This is a genomic window from Pseudomonas sp. CLCA07, assembly GCF_053615335.1.
Map to the genome: position 1 here is coordinate 887,719 of NZ_CM132131.1, position 14,556 is coordinate 902,274.

General features: G+C 56.1%; 16 protein-coding genes and 1 pseudogene. 8 read left to right on the plus strand and 9 right to left on the minus strand.

Going from position 1 to position 14,556, the window contains the following annotated elements; all coding sequences use genetic code 11:
* Positions 1 to 29 precede the first annotated feature (29 nt).
* A complete protein-coding gene (locus ACWGZX_RS04155) occupies positions 30 to 296 on the minus strand; it encodes a hypothetical protein (RefSeq protein WP_452627396.1) in 267 nt (88 codons plus the stop codon).
* 36 nt (positions 297 to 332) lie between these two features.
* The gene (locus ACWGZX_RS04160) at positions 333 to 701 is read right to left on the minus strand and encodes a DUF6124 family protein (protein ID WP_452627397.1); all 369 of its coding nucleotides are present in this window, start codon (positions 699 to 701) and stop codon (positions 333 to 335) included.
* Positions 702 to 1,465: 764 nt separating this feature from the next.
* On the opposite strand from ACWGZX_RS04160, the gene ACWGZX_RS04165 reads away from it, so the two are divergent.
* Positions 1,466 to 2,449 (plus strand): hypothetical protein, encoded by a 984-nt coding sequence (locus ACWGZX_RS04165; protein ID WP_452627398.1) that lies wholly within the window; start codon positions 1,466 to 1,468, stop codon positions 2,447 to 2,449.
* 45 nt (positions 2,450 to 2,494) lie between these two features.
* On the opposite strand, the pseudogene ACWGZX_RS04170 reads toward ACWGZX_RS04165, so the two are convergent.
* Positions 2,495 to 2,665: pseudogene (locus tag ACWGZX_RS04170) on the minus strand (phage portal protein); the annotation flags it as partial.
* 162 nt (positions 2,666 to 2,827) lie between these two features.
* Between ACWGZX_RS04170 and dusA the strand changes: the two are divergent.
* Together dusA and tal are read left to right on the plus strand one after the other, a co-directional pair.
* Entirely contained in the window at positions 2,828 to 3,823 is a 996-nt protein-coding gene (dusA, locus tag ACWGZX_RS04175) for a tRNA dihydrouridine(20/20a) synthase DusA (RefSeq protein ID WP_452627399.1), read from the plus strand.
* A 178-nt stretch (positions 3,824 to 4,001) separates the two neighbouring features.
* Positions 4,002 to 4,928 carry a transaldolase gene (gene tal / locus ACWGZX_RS04180; protein ID WP_452627400.1) on the plus strand — a complete coding sequence of 309 codons (927 nt, stop codon included), beginning with the start codon at positions 4,002 to 4,004 and terminating at the stop codon, positions 4,926 to 4,928.
* Positions 4,929 to 5,182: 254 nt separating this feature from the next.
* On the opposite strand, the gene rssC is transcribed toward tal, so the two are convergent.
* Together rssC and rssB are read right to left on the minus strand one after the other, a co-directional pair.
* Positions 5,183 to 5,665, minus strand: a complete 483-nt coding sequence (rssC, locus tag ACWGZX_RS04185; protein ID WP_007943680.1) for an anti-sigma factor antagonist RssC — start codon at positions 5,663 to 5,665, stop codon at positions 5,183 to 5,185.
* The gene (gene rssB / locus ACWGZX_RS04190) at positions 5,665 to 6,846 is read right to left on the minus strand and encodes a two-component system response regulator RssB (RefSeq protein ID WP_223511648.1); all 1,182 of its coding nucleotides are present in this window, start codon (positions 6,844 to 6,846) and stop codon (positions 5,665 to 5,667) included. The genes rssC and rssB overlap by 1 nt, the downstream gene beginning before the upstream one ends.
* A 275-nt stretch (positions 6,847 to 7,121) precedes the next feature.
* Here rssB and ACWGZX_RS04195 point away from each other — a divergent pair, with 275 nt between their 5' ends.
* Positions 7,122 to 7,421 (plus strand): PilZ domain-containing protein, encoded by a 300-nt coding sequence (locus tag ACWGZX_RS04195; RefSeq protein WP_452627401.1) that lies wholly within the window; start codon positions 7,122 to 7,124, stop codon positions 7,419 to 7,421.
* A gap of 60 nt (positions 7,422 to 7,481) precedes the next feature.
* On the opposite strand, the gene ACWGZX_RS04200 is transcribed toward ACWGZX_RS04195, so the two are convergent.
* Positions 7,482 to 8,171, minus strand: coding sequence for an MlaA family lipoprotein (locus tag ACWGZX_RS04200; RefSeq protein WP_452627402.1), 690 nt, complete (start codon positions 8,169 to 8,171; stop codon positions 7,482 to 7,484).
* A gap of 201 nt (positions 8,172 to 8,372) precedes the next feature.
* On the opposite strand from ACWGZX_RS04200, the gene ACWGZX_RS04205 reads away from it, so the two are divergent.
* Positions 8,373 to 8,993, plus strand: coding sequence for an HAD family phosphatase (locus ACWGZX_RS04205; protein ID WP_452627403.1), 621 nt, complete (start codon positions 8,373 to 8,375; stop codon positions 8,991 to 8,993).
* A 109-nt stretch (positions 8,994 to 9,102) separates the two neighbouring features.
* Positions 9,103 to 9,366 (plus strand): DUF4404 family protein, encoded by a 264-nt coding sequence (locus ACWGZX_RS04210; protein WP_452627404.1) that lies wholly within the window; start codon positions 9,103 to 9,105, stop codon positions 9,364 to 9,366.
* A 172-nt stretch (positions 9,367 to 9,538) separates the two neighbouring features.
* Here ACWGZX_RS04210 and queF read toward each other — a convergent pair whose 3' ends face one another.
* Entirely contained in the window at positions 9,539 to 10,369 is an 831-nt protein-coding gene (gene queF, locus ACWGZX_RS04215; RefSeq protein ID WP_452627405.1) for an NADPH-dependent 7-cyano-7-deazaguanine reductase QueF, read from the minus strand.
* Between the two features lie 61 nt (positions 10,370 to 10,430).
* Entirely contained in the window at positions 10,431 to 10,955 is a 525-nt protein-coding gene (copI, locus tag ACWGZX_RS04220) for a copper-resistant cuproprotein CopI (protein ID WP_452627406.1), read from the minus strand.
* Between the two features lie 155 nt (positions 10,956 to 11,110).
* Between copI and ACWGZX_RS04225 the strand changes: the two genes are divergently transcribed.
* Together ACWGZX_RS04225 and ACWGZX_RS04230 are read left to right on the plus strand one after the other, a co-directional pair.
* Complete coding sequence (locus ACWGZX_RS04225; protein WP_452627407.1) at positions 11,111 to 11,791, plus strand: heavy metal response regulator transcription factor; 681 nt, start codon at positions 11,111 to 11,113, stop codon at positions 11,789 to 11,791.
* Positions 11,791 to 13,140, plus strand: a complete 1,350-nt coding sequence (locus ACWGZX_RS04230; protein WP_452627408.1) for a heavy metal sensor histidine kinase — start codon at positions 11,791 to 11,793, stop codon at positions 13,138 to 13,140. The genes ACWGZX_RS04225 and ACWGZX_RS04230 overlap by 1 nt, the downstream gene beginning before the upstream one ends.
* A 140-nt stretch (positions 13,141 to 13,280) precedes the next feature.
* On the opposite strand, the gene ACWGZX_RS04235 is transcribed toward ACWGZX_RS04230, so the two are convergent.
* Positions 13,281 to 14,525, minus strand: a complete 1,245-nt coding sequence (locus tag ACWGZX_RS04235) for a lipoprotein-releasing ABC transporter permease subunit (protein ID WP_452627409.1) — start codon at positions 14,523 to 14,525, stop codon at positions 13,281 to 13,283.
* Between the last annotated feature and the right edge of the window lie 31 nt (positions 14,526 to 14,556).

The following is a 14,556-nucleotide window of genomic DNA, read 5'->3' on the forward strand; positions in this document are numbered from 1 at the left end:
TCGCCCTTTATTGTTTAGAGCCGCGACGCCTAAACCTGCGCCTGCAATCGCCGCCCCACTACATCCATCAAATCACAGCCATCACGCAACAGAATCGCCAGCACCCGCGCGAAGTCTTGCAGCAGCAACGCGTCGCGACTGAGGCCCTCGCCGAGGGATAGGGTTTCCAGCAATTGCGTCACCGTGCGGATGCGGTACGCGGCAGTGTCGTGCAACACGTCGATGGGCGCTTCGGTGTCGATCAGCAGCGACGGGATGCTGCAGTCGATGCCAGTGATTGGCATGTATCGAGCCATGGTTTGGAGCTCCAATGGATAAACGAGCGTGACCGCTTAGGCGTTGCTGGCGGATGGAACTTCGGAGGCGCCCTCGGGCGGATCGAGATCGTCCAGGGCTCGGTTTATCAATAGCTCGCCGATGACTGCCAGTTGCTGGATTGAGAGGGCCAGGCTGCGATTTGAGCCTTCGAGTTTGCACGCAAGATCGGTGGTTAGGACGTTAAGCGACGCGAGGGTTTCACAGGCATGGCTTAGGAGGGATTCGGTGTCGATGCTGGGGAGAATGGTGAACACGTGGCTGATGGGGTCGGCATGGTTTGGGTTGCGAAGGCGTTTGCTGACAGCCCTTTCACTCGCTTCGGAGAGCTCAATGGAGTCCGGATCTAATGGCGTTTCGGGGGGATTTGGAGTGATCTTTTTCATTCGTTTTGTTCCTAGAATTAAATAAAGGAACTGCCGGCATCACTTCCACATGATGGGTGGCAGCTGTACGCAGGTGTGGAAGACCGGGGATCTAGGAACCCAGCGCACCCGAAAGTGCCCCGCGCACAGCCGCCATAATTTAACAGCAGACACGAAAAAAACGCCCGCTGAAATTTTGGTGGCGCTTGTGCGCCTAGATCTTGTGAAGGGCTTCCACACCCTTGTCGCTGATTTTGCAGCGACGAGGGAAGGTTATATGGGTGGCTGGGGGAGTGCAAGGTGGGTAATGGCGACGCAGGTTGCGGGAAATCTCCGACGTTTTCGCAGTGCCTTCAACAGACGTTTTGGGGTGAAGGCATCTTGATATGCTGCAACTATGATTCCAGCTCTCCCGATGGATTTGTCTTTTGGAAACCATCGTTAATAGCAACGGAGCCGGCGTGTAATCTATATCCGGATGATCGTTTGAATCACACGATCATGAAGAAGACCAACTATGCTCTGGAAGGTTTTTCGTCCCATTTCTTACCTACAATCCAGTAATGGCTGTAGCAATCGGCTGACTTCGCGCACTGCGCGTTATGACGTTGTCAGCAGGTTGCTTGGCCAGACGTGGTGCAGTGAGAGCACCGTCCGTTTGGACTGACTAACCTATCAGCCTCTCTAAAAATAAAACGTTCAGGCCTAGACAAGGACGGAATAAAGGGGACGGATTTATTTTCGTTGAAATCTACGTGCTGGTGCTTTGTGCCGAAAGGAATTACATGACTATTCAAGGCAATGAAAAAAGTAAAGTAAGCAAAACTGTGCGAGAGATTGAGTCGGGGAACTTCGATGATCGGAGCATTGACAATTTATTTATGAGCCTTAGGGCTCATGCAGGAAGCAATGAAATTTTCAGAGAACTAGGGGATTTTGTTGCACACAATGACAAGCGTGAAAAAGGCATAACGAACCATGCCTTAGAACAGTTTTACTTATTAGTCAGATTTCAATTTGAATATTTAACACCTCAGAAGAAAATTGAACTTGCAGGCCCATTTCCAAGCTGGATCAAAAGACTACTCTTAAACCAAATAAAAATCCTGCCTCAAAAAGACCTATCAAAGTTAAAGAAAAGCAGAAAAGAACTACGAGCACTATTCAATAAAATATACACTCTAGATGAATCTACCGACACTGTCTCATTTACTGGCGATATTTACCCCACAAAAGCTATAAAGCTCATGAACAAGCTATTCTCTTTTATGATCGTGAGACCCGCCTATACCCAAACCGAAGTGATGAAGCAGATTTTTGAAACATTAAAACTCAACAATATTGAGTTCGACAAACTCAAGCTAAACCAACAAGCTAAACAAATAGCCCTATGCATATTGATCAAACTCCACAAAACGACCTACGCGATAGAGGGCGGTGGAGAGGCCACTTGCACCATGAGCTGTACAGAGCCGTCTATTCCTTTAAACATAAGCTATGAAGATCTACAAGGAAACGCCATTGAGCACACGAACTCATTCGGAACACTACATTTGACAGGCCGCGTCGAAATAAAACTAGAGGACTTGCACTTCATATCTCAATTCAACATATTTGAAACTGATCTTTTGGCAGCCGAATGGTGTGACGAAAAATTAATTGAGGTCACCCCTTGCAAATTTAGAGAAAACGTAAAATACGCAAGCATCAACTTTGAACAACACCTAGGACGTAATGACGACTTCAAGCTATACGCCATAGCAGATTGAAATCAAACCACACTCATAGGCGAGCATAGTACACTCGCCTAACTTCTAACAATCGATAGAGTAACTTAAAAAAGAAATCTCCTCTTCATCTACCCACTCGTTGAGCTGTTCCATTCGAGCTTGAATGGGCTCCAACTCATTCGCCGCATAAATCTGCGCCGCCTCTCTGATCGAGCCAAAGCCCCCTGCATTTTGCGGAACGATCCCCATCAATTGCCGAAAACAAAGGGGACAAATTTATTTACTCATAGCTGGCTTTGCTACCACCCCCATCCCTTCTCTCATATGCCCTGAACAACCGCAGCAAGACTCGTCCGCGCCGCATAAGTCCATTCCTGATAAACTCCCGTCTTTCGCCCCACCGATTCCAGACCCCCAATGCCCCCAATCACCGCCATACCCGCCCCGCTCTCCCGCCGCTTCTCCGTCGCGCCGATGATGGATTGGACTGACAGACATTGCCGTTTTTTCCTACGCTTATTGTCGAAAAACGCCCTCCTCTACACCGAAATGGTCACCACCGGCGCGCTCCTAAACGGCGATCACGACCGTTTCCTCCGTCACAACGAAGCCGAACACCCGCTCGCCCTGCAACTCGGCGGCAGTGTTCCGCTGGACCTCGCCGCCTGCGCCCGCATGGCCCAGGAACACGGCTACGACGAGGTGAATCTAAACGTCGGCTGTCCGAGTGATCGGGTGCAGAACAATATGATCGGCGCGTGCCTGATGGGGCATCCGCAGTTGGTGGCTGATTGTGTGAAGGCGATGCGTGATGCGGTGTCGATTCCGGTGACGGTGAAGCACCGCATCGGGATTAATGGGCGGGACAGTTACGAGCAGTTGTGTGATTTCGTCGGTACGGTTCGGGATGCCGGGTGTACGAGTTTTACGGTGCATGCGCGGATTGCGATTCTGGAGGGGTTGTCGCCGAAGGAGAACCGCGACATTCCGCCCCTGCGCTATGACGTGGCGGCGCAGTTGAAGACGGATTTTCCGGACCTGGAGATTATTCTCAACGGCGGGATCAAGACGCTTGAGGCTTGTCACGAGCATTTGCAGACGTTCGACGGTGTAATGCTGGGGCGGGAGGCGTATCACAATCCTTATGTGATGGCTGAGGTGGATCAGCAGCTGTTCGGCAGCACGGCACCGGTGATCACTCGGGCCGAGGCGCTGGCGCAGTTGCGGCCTTATATCGCCGCGCACATCGATGCGGGTGGTTCGATGCACCATATCACCCGGCATGTACTGGGACTGGGCACCGGGTTCCCGGGGGCGCGCAAGTTTCGGCAGTTGTTGTCGGTGGATATTCATAAGGCCAAGGAGCCTTTGGTGTTGCTGGATCAGGCGGCGGAGTTGTTGGAGGGGCGCTAATAGTCGCCCGGGTTGAACCTGTGCGCTGATTTGGCATCGTATTTATCGATACCGCGCCCCGCCATTCAAACAGCCGTTTTCAGGTTGTTGCCGCTGGGGCCATCGATACGTACATGCGCCCTTGAGTGGCTGTCAGCGCTCGGGTAATGTCATTAGACCCACAGGACAGAGCACGCTCATGACTTCCAAGCTGGAACAACTTAAACAAATGACCACCGTGGTTGCCGATACTGGCGACTTCGAAGCGATCGCTCGCGTTAAACCGGTGGACGCTACCACCAACCCTTCCCTGCTGCTCAAAGCCGCGGCTATCCCTGCGTATGCCGAGTTGCTGAATGCTTGCGTTCACGACTGCAAAGGCGATGTGGGCCTGGCCAGCGACCGTTTTGGTGTTGCGGTCGGGCAAGAGATTCTGAAGGTTGTACCGGGCCGTATTTCCACCGAAGTGGATGCGCGCCTGTCGTTCGACACTGACGCCGTATTGAAGCGTGCGCACCGTCTGATCGAGTTGTACGACAAGGCCGGCATTGGCCGTGACCGCGTGCTGATCAAGATCGCCTCCACCTGGGAAGGCATCCGCGCGGCAGAGACGCTGGAAAAAGAAGGCATCCAGACCAACCTGACGCTGTTGTTCTCCTTTGCTCAGGCGGCGGCGTGTGCCGATGCGGGTGTGTTCCTGATTTCGCCGTTCGTGGGCCGGATTTACGACTGGTACAAGAAAACCAACGGCAACGACTACATCGGCGCGGATGATCCGGGCGTGCAGTCGGTGACGCGGATTTACAACTACTACAAGGCCAATGACTACAAGACTGTGGTGATGGGCGCGAGCTTCCGTAACCTGGGCCAGATCGAGCAGTTGGCGGGTTGTGATCGCCTGACAATCAGCCCGGACCTGCTGGAGAAGCTGGCGGCAGATACTGGCAAGCTGGAGCGCAAGCTGGCACCTGGGCATGCCGGTGAAGCACGCCTGAGCTTGAATGAAGCGCAGTTCCGTTGGTTGTCCAACGAGGATGCAATGGCGACTGAGAAACTGGCTGAGGGTATTCGTCAGTTTGCTCGGGATCAGGAGAAGCTTGAGGCGCTGTTGCAGGCCAAGCTGTGATCTAGTTCAAGGCAATGCAAAAAGGGCGAACCTTGGTGGGTTCGCCCTTTTTTGTGCGTTGAACTTGGATTTGGATGGCTGTGCGTGGAGGGATATGGCGCATGTGATGGCCCCATCGTCGGATCGCCGCCCGGACCAAGCCCGGCTCCTACAGGGGTTCTGTGGTGGGTCGCGATAGTGCTTACGACGGAGGCTAATGTGGGAGCTGGCTTGCCTGCGATGGGGCCCGTAAGGCCCACATCACTTTAAGCCGATCAGTGACGCTCGAGCGCATTCACCAGGTCATGGAACGCTTCGCGATTGTGGTCATTGAGGCCCATGAGGATTTTGTGTGCTTCGAGGACTTTGATACGCACCACTTCTTCGGACTGGTCCTGGTCTGGCAGGTCGTCCAGGCATTCCGGGCACGGCACAGGTTGGTCAACAATGTTGAACACTTGCTCGAAACCCATGGATTCCAGCAGACGGGTGATGTCTTCGTGGGTGGTGACGACGGTCGGCAGCAGGCCGACCTTCTGCCGCGACAGGATCGACAGCTTGGCCAGCAGGCCAAGGGTGGTGCTGTCGATGCTGCGGGTTTCGGTCAGGTCGATCACGATCGCATTAAAGTTCAACGCGGTGAAGATCCGATCAATAGTCGCATCCAACGCCGAACACAGGGTCAGGCGTACTTCACCGACGAATTTCAGGACGAAGGTGCCGTCCTGCTCGGCGAACTGGATTCTACCGGTACTCATTAAAGATTCCTGCTCAACACCAACAGGGCGATATCATCCGGCATCTCCCCAAGCGTGGCCAATCCAAAAACCTGCCGCAGCCCATCCAGGGTGCCGCCCGCAGCCTTGACCCGTTGGGGCAACGCCGCTTCTTTTTCTTTGAGTGTGGGTTCTGGCAAAAGGTCCAGAATGCCATCAGACATCAGCGTCAGGCTGAACGTCGGCGGCAGCTCCAGCACGTGGTCTTCGTAGGTGGCTTCATTAAAGAGGCCCACCGGCAGACCACGCCCTTCCAGATAACGAACACTGTCTGGCGTGTACAACACAGGCAACGGCAAATGACCACCGATGCTATAGGTCAACAAACCTGTCTCCTCGTCGATGACTCCACCGACCATTGTGACGTGTTTTCCCAGCTTACAACTGATCAGGCCTCGGTTGATATGACCAAGGACCTCTGAAGGCTTGAATTCCGGCAATGTGCCGCTGCGCTTGGATTCGAACAGCAAGCGCGTGGTCATGAACTTCAGCAGCACGGTAACGAAGGCTGAAGAGGCGCCATGCCCGGAAACGTCTGCCAGGTAGAACGCTACCCGACGCTCGTCGACCCGAAAGTAGTCAACAAAATCACCCGACAGGTACAGCGACGGGATGATCTGGTGCGCAAACTGGAACTCGTCGATGGTCCAGGGGCTGACCGGCAGCATGTTCATCTGCACCTGGCGACCGGCATTCTGGTCTTCCTGGAGCAGGTTCAGGCTGGCGGCGAGCTCGCGGTTGGCCTTTTCCAGCTTCTCGCGGTAGCGCTGGTTTTCCAGCAGCAGACGCGCGCGATCCAGGGCTCGGCGCACAGAATGCTCGAGCACAGCCAGATCTTCGAGAGGCTTGATCAGGTAATCCGCAGCGCCCAGGCGCAACGCCTCGACCGCGTCGTTCATCACGCCGGCACCCGAGACCACAATCACAGGGGTTTGCGGAGACCGCTCAGTGACCTGGCGGATAAGTTCGAGTCCGCCCATCTGCGGCATGCGCAGATCGCAGATGACCAAGTCGGGCTTATCTTTCTCGAATACCTGAAGACCCTGCTGGCCGTTGCTGGCCTGCAGGACACTGAAACCACTGTCTTCCAAATAGGCCGCGAGACTCGCGCGCACTACTTCGTCATCATCGATTATCAGCAGCGTGGCACTGGTTTTTGGCATGTGGGCAAACGGCGCCAGAATTAGGTTGGCGTAGCAGGCAGGGCTTTGGCCCGGCTCACACTACTGGATTCGCTTTCTAGCCTCTCTGCTGCACCGTTTTCGAGCACTTGCCCTACTCACACGTACACCAGAGGTGCCCTTCTAAGGCGCAGACGGTACTCCCATCCGCGGGGCGTTTCAAGCTCACGCCGATGGTCGCTTGGCGTCTTTATTTGTCAAATCACCGAGAGTTATAAGAACAGACAAATTCGTAACCCAATGGAAGGATCGAGACCATGAGTCAAACCGGTCGGGACTACAGCGAAAAGCGCTATTTCATCCGCATGCGAGTCGATGCCGAGGTGTCGTTGATTCAGGAAGGCGATGAGGCTTCAGCCGTCTGCATCGACCTTTCCAGCAGTGGCATGCAGGTTGAAGCGAAGCGTGAATTCAACGTCGGCAACCGGCTCATCGTGCGCATCGACTCCGATCACGCCGCATTAAAAGGCCTTGAGGCAGACACCGAGGTGGTGTGGGTGAAGTCAGTGGACGGTGATGCTCAGAAACTCGGGCTTACAATCTTGAAGATAAAATAAGCCGGATCCAAACGAAAGAAGGCGGCCCAATGGCCGCCTTTTTCGTATTACCGATCGAGATTAAAAATCGTCTTCGACCTGGCCGTCTTTGACTTTGAATTCGCGGTTCTGCAAGTACGCATTACGAATGAAGGTGTACTTGTCACCGGTGATCAGTTTCTCGCTCGACAGCAAGCTGGCGCGCGTGTCGACGACGTTCAGGCCGAAGACCGAGTTACGCACCGGCACATCGTTGATGTACGGGTACGGGCCGGTGTAGCTGTCGACGACCTTGGAAGGCGCATCACGCACGGTGCTTGGGCCCAGCAATGGCAGCACCACGTAAGGACCGCTACCGACACCCCAATAGCCGAGGGTTTGGCCGAAGTCTTCGTCGTTGCGTTGCAGGCCCATCTTGGTACCCACATCGAAAAAGCCCAGCAGGCCGAACGTGGTGTTGAAGATGATGCGTGCCGTATCAGTACCTGCGGCGGTCGGTTTGACCTGCAAAATGTTGTTCACCAGGTTGGTGACATCACCGACGTTGCGGAACATGTTGTGGATGCCGTCTTCCAGAAACTGCGGCGTTATGAACTCATAACCCTGAGCAACAGGCTTGAGTGCATAAGTGTCGATCACATCGTTGAACTTGAAGATCGGACGGTTAACGCTTTCCCAAGGGTCGTCTTCCGAAGCAGCCTGAGCCACAAACGGAACCAGCAACACGCTGGCACACACACAAAGCTGAGCGAGATGATTGCTCCAGCGCATAGAAAAACTCCTTGGATTATTACTGGCGCGGGCACTCGGCCCGGGCGTTAAGCTAGTTAGTATAAGTCGGAAAAGCTGGTTTATGCAGCATCGTGCACATTCGCCTACAGATGAATCGCCCTGATTGAGAGCGCTTCACACCAATGTCACTCAACTGTCACTGACGCCGCATAGCCTTGTCACTATTTCAGGGACGTTGATATGCCAAACGCTGAAACCTTGCCCATTGCAGCACCCAGCTTGACCGCCGTCTTGTTCGGCCTCAGCGGTTGCCTGGTGGATTTCGGCGCCCGGACGCGCCAACACGGGGTTTATTCTGCGGAGCACGCCGAGGCCACTCCCGGTGCGCTGGACAGCCTGCGCAGTTTGCAGCGCAAGCAAATTCCCTGCGCCTGGCTCGATGAACTACCCCCTGCCCTCAGTCATTCTCTGGCCGTGACCCTGCCTTCCTGGATCAGCTCTTCGCAACACCCTGCAACAATCAACCCATGGCCCGCACCGAATGCTTGCTGGCAAGCCCTGATGGCGTTGAATGTCGAACGTCTGGATGGCTGTGTGCTGGTCAGCGGCGAACCGCGATTGCTGCAATCGGGTTTGAATGCCGGGCTATGGACGATTGGCCTCGCGTCCTGCGGCTCGCTCTGCGGCCTCGCGCCCAGCGAATGGCATGCGTTAAGTCAAAAGGAACGCGAGCATTTACGCGGCAAGGCGACGATGCAGTTATTCAACTTGGGCGTGCATTCGGTGATCGATCATCTGGGCGAACTCGACACCTGCCTGGCCGATATCAGCCTGCGCCGGCTCAAAGGCGAAAAGCCCTGACCGAGATCATGCAGGTTGCGCGCAAGTGGATTAATCTAAAGGTCAGCCATAGACCTTTGGCACGAGGCTGCGGTCTATGCCAGTGCCTATCGATAAAAGGAAGAACGCCATGCCTGCCCGCGAACTGCAAGAACAGCTCAATACTCTGCGCGAGCAATTGGAACAGAATCCACCGCTGACCGAAGCCGAGCGCGAAGACCTGCACGCGCTGATGCAACAGATCGAACTGGAACTGGAGCTCGAAACCAAAACCCAGGACTCCAGCCTCGCCGACAATGTGAACCTGGCCGTTGAACGCTTCGAAATCGAACACCCGACCCTTGCCGGCACCTTGCGCAACATAGTGCAAGCCCTGGGCAACATGGGGATCTGAACCCGCTAGATACGAAAAAGCCCCGCTATCGCTAGCGGGGCTTTTTCATATCCGGGATTTGTATGCAATCCCCCTGTGGGAGCGAGCCTGCTCGCGATAGCTGAGTGTCAGACGACATCAATGTTGAATGATTCACCGCATTCGCGAGCAAGCCCGCCCCCACACTTGATCTTCACTGACGGACCAGACGGTGGTTCGACAGTTGAACAGTCTCGGTGCTGCGATACGGGTTGATATCCAACCCGCCACGGCGCACATACCGCGCATACACCGTCAACTTCTCCGGCTTCAACAACCGCTGTAAGTCGAGAAAAATCCGCTCCACGCACTGTTCATGAAAGTCCGAGTGCTGACGGAAGCTCACGATGTATTCCAGCAAACTCGAGTGATCCAATGCCGCGCCGCGGTATTCCACCGCCACGCTGCCCCAGTCCGGCTGACTGGTGACCGGGCAGTTGGATTTGAGCAAATGACTGTGCACGCTCTCTTCGACAATGAGCGACTCATCGCAACGCAGCAGTTCCGGACGCGGATGCTCGTAGTTGCTGACGCTGATATCCAGATCATCGATGCATACGCCCGGCAGCGCCACGACGCCTTCGGCTTCAACGTCTTTGAGACTGCGAATGCGCACGCCAACCGGTTTGCCGGCGGCGGCCGACAGGTCTTTCGCCAGCGTAGCCTCAAGGCTCGCTGTGTCGGCAAACGGCGTCTGATTCAGCGAGTTCAGGTACAGCTTGAACGACTTCGATTCGATGATGTTCGGCGAATCCGCCGGGATGCTGAACTCGCCAATCGCCACCACGGGCTTGCCGGACGGCAACAGCCACGACAGCTCGAAGCAGTTCCAGAAATCCACGCCCTTGTATGGCAGGGTTTCAGCCGTCAGGCCCAGCTCGGCCCATTTCGCTGTGCGCGGAATCGGGAACAGCAAGGACGGCGTGTAAGTGGCGATGTATTCGCTGGATTTGCCCAGCGGCGAGTGTTCGGCTGCGGGATGCATGGCGGAAACCTGACTGAAGAATCAGCGGATTCTACCAGCCTTTGCGCCCGCCATTGAGTGCTTACTGACTGACAGTCAACTTGCCGACCATACCAGCCTGATAATGGCCGGGGATGTTGCAGGCAAATTCCAGGCTAGTGGCCTTGGTAAAGGTCCAGGTCAGTTCCGCCGTTTTGCCCGGCTCGACGAGGACGCTGTTCGGGTCGTCGTGTTTCATCGATCCATGATCCATACCAGCCATCGAACCGTGGTCCATTTCCTTCATGCCTGTAGGCGTCAGCATGCCGCTCTGCTGCATCTGCAACATTTCCTGCTGGTGTTTGGCATGCATCGCCGCATCACCCAGGTTGAATTCGTGCAACAACTGGCCTTTATTCACCAGCACAAAGCGAACCGTCTCACCGGCCTTGATCTCGATGGCCTTGGGAGTAAACGACATATCGCCCATCACCACTTCAATACTGCGAGTCGCCTTGGCCGCCATAGCGGGCTGGCCGAATTCGTAGGTATGCGCCGGGGCAGCCCACACCGGCGAACTCAACGCCAACAAACACGCCACCCGCAGCAAAGATTTGCGCAAAAACATCGTCGTACTCCAACAAGATAAGGTTCAGCCTGTGGAAAACTCTAAACTGCTGCCACTGCCCGCAACCTGACAGCCAGATTACAACTTTGTCAGGTTGATCTGTATCCACGCTGCCCACGGTATAAAGCGTACGTTCAATTTACCCAGAGTCGCCCATGAAACTGCTGATCGTCGAAGACCAACCGAAAACCGGCCACTACCTGCGTCAGGGCCTGAGCGAGGCCGGTTTCAACGCCGAACTGGTGGCCGACGGCCGCACCGGGCAACAACTGGCACTGAGCGGTGACTACGCGTTGTTGATTCTCGACGTGATGTTGCCCGGCCGCGATGGCTGGCAGATTCTGCAAGCAGTGCGCAGTGCGGGCCTCGACACGCCGGTGCTTTTTCTGACAGCCCGTGACGCGGTGGAAGACAGAGTCCACGGTCTTGAACTCGGTGCCGACGATTATCTGGTCAAACCATTCGCCTTCTCCGAACTGCTGGCCCGGGTTCGCAGCCTGTTGCGTCGTGGCAGCGCCTCGCCACAGGAAACCAGTTTGCAACTGGCCGATTTGCGCCTGGACTTGATCCGCCGCCGCGTTGAGCGCAACGGCCAGCGCATCGACCTGACGGCCAAGGAATTCGCCCTGCTGGAAATGCTCCTGCGTCGCCAGGGCGAAGTCCTGCCCAAATCGCTGATCGCCTCTCAGGTCTGGGACATGAATTTCGACAGCGACACCAATGTGATCGAGGTCGCCATCCGTCGTTTGCGCCTGAAAATCGACGATGAATTCCCCAACAAACTGATCCACACCGTGCGCGGCATGGGTTACGTCCTTGAAGAGCGTTCAGCCTGATGCGGCATCTTTCGTTAAGCAGCCGTCTGGCGTTGCTGTTTGCGGCCTGCACGGCGGTGGTTTCGCTGTTCGCCGGGGTGTTGTTCAGCCGCGCCAGTGAAGCGCACTTCGTCGAACTCGATCAGCAGTTGCTGGACGGCAAGTTGATTGGTTTACGCCGGGCACTTCACGATATTCAATCCAGCGACAACCAAATCAGACTCGCGGATGAATTGAGCCGGCAGGCCGATTTGTCGCTGCGAATTACCGGCAGTGATGGCCAGCGCTGGTATGACAGTTCGGCGCAGCTGCCGGACAAGCTCCCGCAAAAACCGGGTTTATCGACCCTGAACGACGACGGCACTGACTACCGAGTGTTGAATGCGCCGTTGTTCGTCGACAAACCTGACTCCCCACAACTGACCTTGTTACTGGACATCACCCATCACCAGCACTTTCTGCAACGCATGCAGCATCTGATCTGGCTGACCGTTGGGTTGTCAGCGTTGGCCACTGCCCTGCTCGGGGCTTGGGCGGCGCGCAGTGGATTGCGCCCGTTGCGACGCATGAGTGCGGTCGCCCGCGGTGTTTCGGCGCAATCACTGAATGCGCGTCTGCCCGAAGAGAACATGCCGCCCGAACTCGCGGAATTGGCCCACAGCTTCAACGCCATGCTCGGACGCCTCGACGACTCTTTTCAACGGCTCTCGGCGTTCTCCGCTGACATCGCCCATGAACTGCGCACGCCGCTGTCCAATCTGCTGACCCACACGCAGGTCACCCTCACCCGCCCCCGACCCATCGAGGATTACCGCGAGGCGCTGCACAGTAACCTCGAAGAGCTGCAATGGATGGCGCAACTGGTCAACGACATGTTGTACCTGGCCAAGGCGGATCACGGGTTGCTGACGCCCAAGCGTGAACCGCTGGAGCTCGCGGCAGAAGCGGATGTGTTGCTGGAGTTTTTTGCGCCGCTGGCTGAAGACGCCAAGGTGGCGCTGAGTCGTGAAGGTAGTGCACGGATGGAGGGTGACCGCAGCATGTTGCGGCGGGCGCTTTCCAATTTGCTGGACAACGCGTTGCGGTTTACGCCGGCCGAGGGCGAGGTTCGGGTGCGGATTGTTGATCAGGTTAAAGGGTTGAGTCTGACGGTTGAGAACAGCGGCGACGGCATTGACGGGGCGTTGCTGCCGCGATTGTTTGACCGGTTTTATCGAGCCGATCCGGCGCGCCAGGAGGGCAGCAGTGAACATGCGGGGTTGGGACTGGCGATTACTCAGTCGATCATTCGTGCCCATGGTGGGCAGATTCGTTGCGAATCGGAGAATGGGTGGACGCGGTTTGTGATTGAGTTACCCAAAGGAGATTGAGGCCAGCAGTACCGACCTCATCGCGGGCAAGTCGAATCGTCGCACCGCCGCTCCCACAGGGTTTGGAGTCGTTCACAAATGTGTGATTCAACTCGACCAACTGTGGGAGCCGGGCTTGCCCGCGATGAGGGTGTAACGGCTTACGAATACCGCAACGCGTAAGCCGGCTCGATCTTCGCCGCACGCCACGCCGGATACACGGTGGCAAGGAAGCTCAAGATGAACCCTGCCGAGCAAATCAACAGCACATCCGCGCCCTGCAATTCCGAAGGCAGGTTACTGACGAAATACACATCCGAACTGAAGATGTGCTGCCCACTCACCCGCTCGATCCAGCCCACCAGTTCACTGACATTCAACGCCGCAATGACCCCAAGCACGCCGCCGATCAAGGTCCCGACAACTCCGATTACCGTCCCCTGGACCATGAAGATCGCCATGATCTGCCCCGGAGTGGCGCCGATGGTGCGCAGGATCGCGATGTCCGCGCCCTTGTCGTTCACCACCATGATCAAGGTCGCGATGATGTTGAACGCCGCCACCGCGACAATCATCAGCAACAGCAGGCCAATCATGGTCTTTTCCATTTTCATCGCGCTGAACAGGCTGCCCTGGGTGTGGGTCCAGTCGTCAGCCTTGTATGCGGCACCCAAACTGCTGGCGATGTCGCTCGATACTTGAGGCGCGGCGTACAAATCCTTAACCGCCAGACGCACGCTCTGCACCTGATTCGGTTCCCAATGCTGCATCTGCGCGGCATCGGCGACGTGGATCAAAGCCATCGAACCGTCCAGCTCAGCACCGACCTTGAACACACCGACCACGTTCAGGCGCTGCATGCGCGGGGTAATCCCGCCCGGTGCGGTGCTGACTTCCGGCACGATCAGGGTGAGCTTGTCGCCGACGTTCAAACGGAAACGACGCGCCGTGATCTCGCCGATCACCACACCGAATTCACCCGGCTTCAAGGCATCAAGACGCCCCTGAACAATGTGCTGGGCAACGATCGACACCTTGCCTTCCTGCGCAGGATCGACGCCACTGACCTGGATCGGCTGCATCGTGCCCTTGTAGGACAGCATGCCTTCCATCTCGGTGAACGGCACGGCCGCCGTCACTTGCGGATTTTTCATCGCGGCCGCGGCGACAGGCTGCCAATCGTCGATCGGGTTCACGCCGACGATGGTGGCGTGCGGCACCATGCCGAGGATGCGCGAGCTCATTTCGCGCTGAAAACCGTTCATGACCGACAACACCACAATCATCGCCAGCACGCCGAGGGCGAGGCCGATCATCGAAGTCATCGAGATGAAGGAAACAAAGCGATTGCGGCGCTTGGCGCGGGTATAGCGCGCGCCGATGAAGATCGATAACGGTCTGAACATTCGCTGGGGCACCGTATAAAAATAAAAGACC

What these genes read in the sequence shown, in the direction of transcription:
- tal (WP_452627400.1), top strand. Translation starts at nt 4,002, where the DNA reads ATGACTTCCAAGCTGGAACAACTTAAACAAATGACCACCGTGGTTGCC.
- ACWGZX_RS04165 (WP_452627398.1), top strand. Translation starts at nt 1,466, where the DNA reads ATGACTATTCAAGGCAATGAAAAAAGTAAAGTAAGCAAAACTGTGCGA.
- ACWGZX_RS04210 (WP_452627404.1), top strand. Translation starts at nt 9,103, where the DNA reads ATGCCTGCCCGCGAACTGCAAGAACAGCTCAATACTCTGCGCGAGCAA.
- ACWGZX_RS04225 (WP_452627407.1), top strand. Translation starts at nt 11,111, where the DNA reads ATGAAACTGCTGATCGTCGAAGACCAACCGAAAACCGGCCACTACCTG.
- copI (WP_452627406.1), bottom strand. Translation starts at nt 10,955, where the DNA reads ATGTTTTTGCGCAAATCTTTGCTGCGGGTGGCGTGTTTGTTGGCGTTG.
- ACWGZX_RS04195 (WP_452627401.1), top strand. Translation starts at nt 7,122, where the DNA reads ATGAGTCAAACCGGTCGGGACTACAGCGAAAAGCGCTATTTCATCCGC.
- rssC (WP_007943680.1), bottom strand. Translation starts at nt 5,665, where the DNA reads ATGAGTACCGGTAGAATCCAGTTCGCCGAGCAGGACGGCACCTTCGTC.
- rssB (WP_223511648.1), bottom strand. Translation starts at nt 6,846, where the DNA reads ATGCCAAAAACCAGTGCCACGCTGCTGATAATCGATGATGACGAAGTA.
- ACWGZX_RS04155 (WP_452627396.1), bottom strand. Translation starts at nt 296, where the DNA reads ATGGCTCGATACATGCCAATCACTGGCATCGACTGCAGCATCCCGTCG.
- ACWGZX_RS04205 (WP_452627403.1), top strand. Translation starts at nt 8,373, where the DNA reads ATGCCAAACGCTGAAACCTTGCCCATTGCAGCACCCAGCTTGACCGCC.
- ACWGZX_RS04235 (WP_452627409.1), bottom strand. Translation starts at nt 14,525, where the DNA reads ATGTTCAGACCGTTATCGATCTTCATCGGCGCGCGCTATACCCGCGCC.
- queF (WP_452627405.1), bottom strand. Translation starts at nt 10,369, where the DNA reads ATGCATCCCGCAGCCGAACACTCGCCGCTGGGCAAATCCAGCGAATAC.
- ACWGZX_RS04160 (WP_452627397.1), bottom strand. Translation starts at nt 701, where the DNA reads ATGAAAAAGATCACTCCAAATCCCCCCGAAACGCCATTAGATCCGGAC.
- dusA (WP_452627399.1), top strand. Translation starts at nt 2,828, where the DNA reads ATGCCCCCAATCACCGCCATACCCGCCCCGCTCTCCCGCCGCTTCTCC.
- ACWGZX_RS04230 (WP_452627408.1), top strand. Translation starts at nt 11,791, where the DNA reads ATGCGGCATCTTTCGTTAAGCAGCCGTCTGGCGTTGCTGTTTGCGGCC.
- ACWGZX_RS04200 (WP_452627402.1), bottom strand. Translation starts at nt 8,171, where the DNA reads ATGCGCTGGAGCAATCATCTCGCTCAGCTTTGTGTGTGTGCCAGCGTG.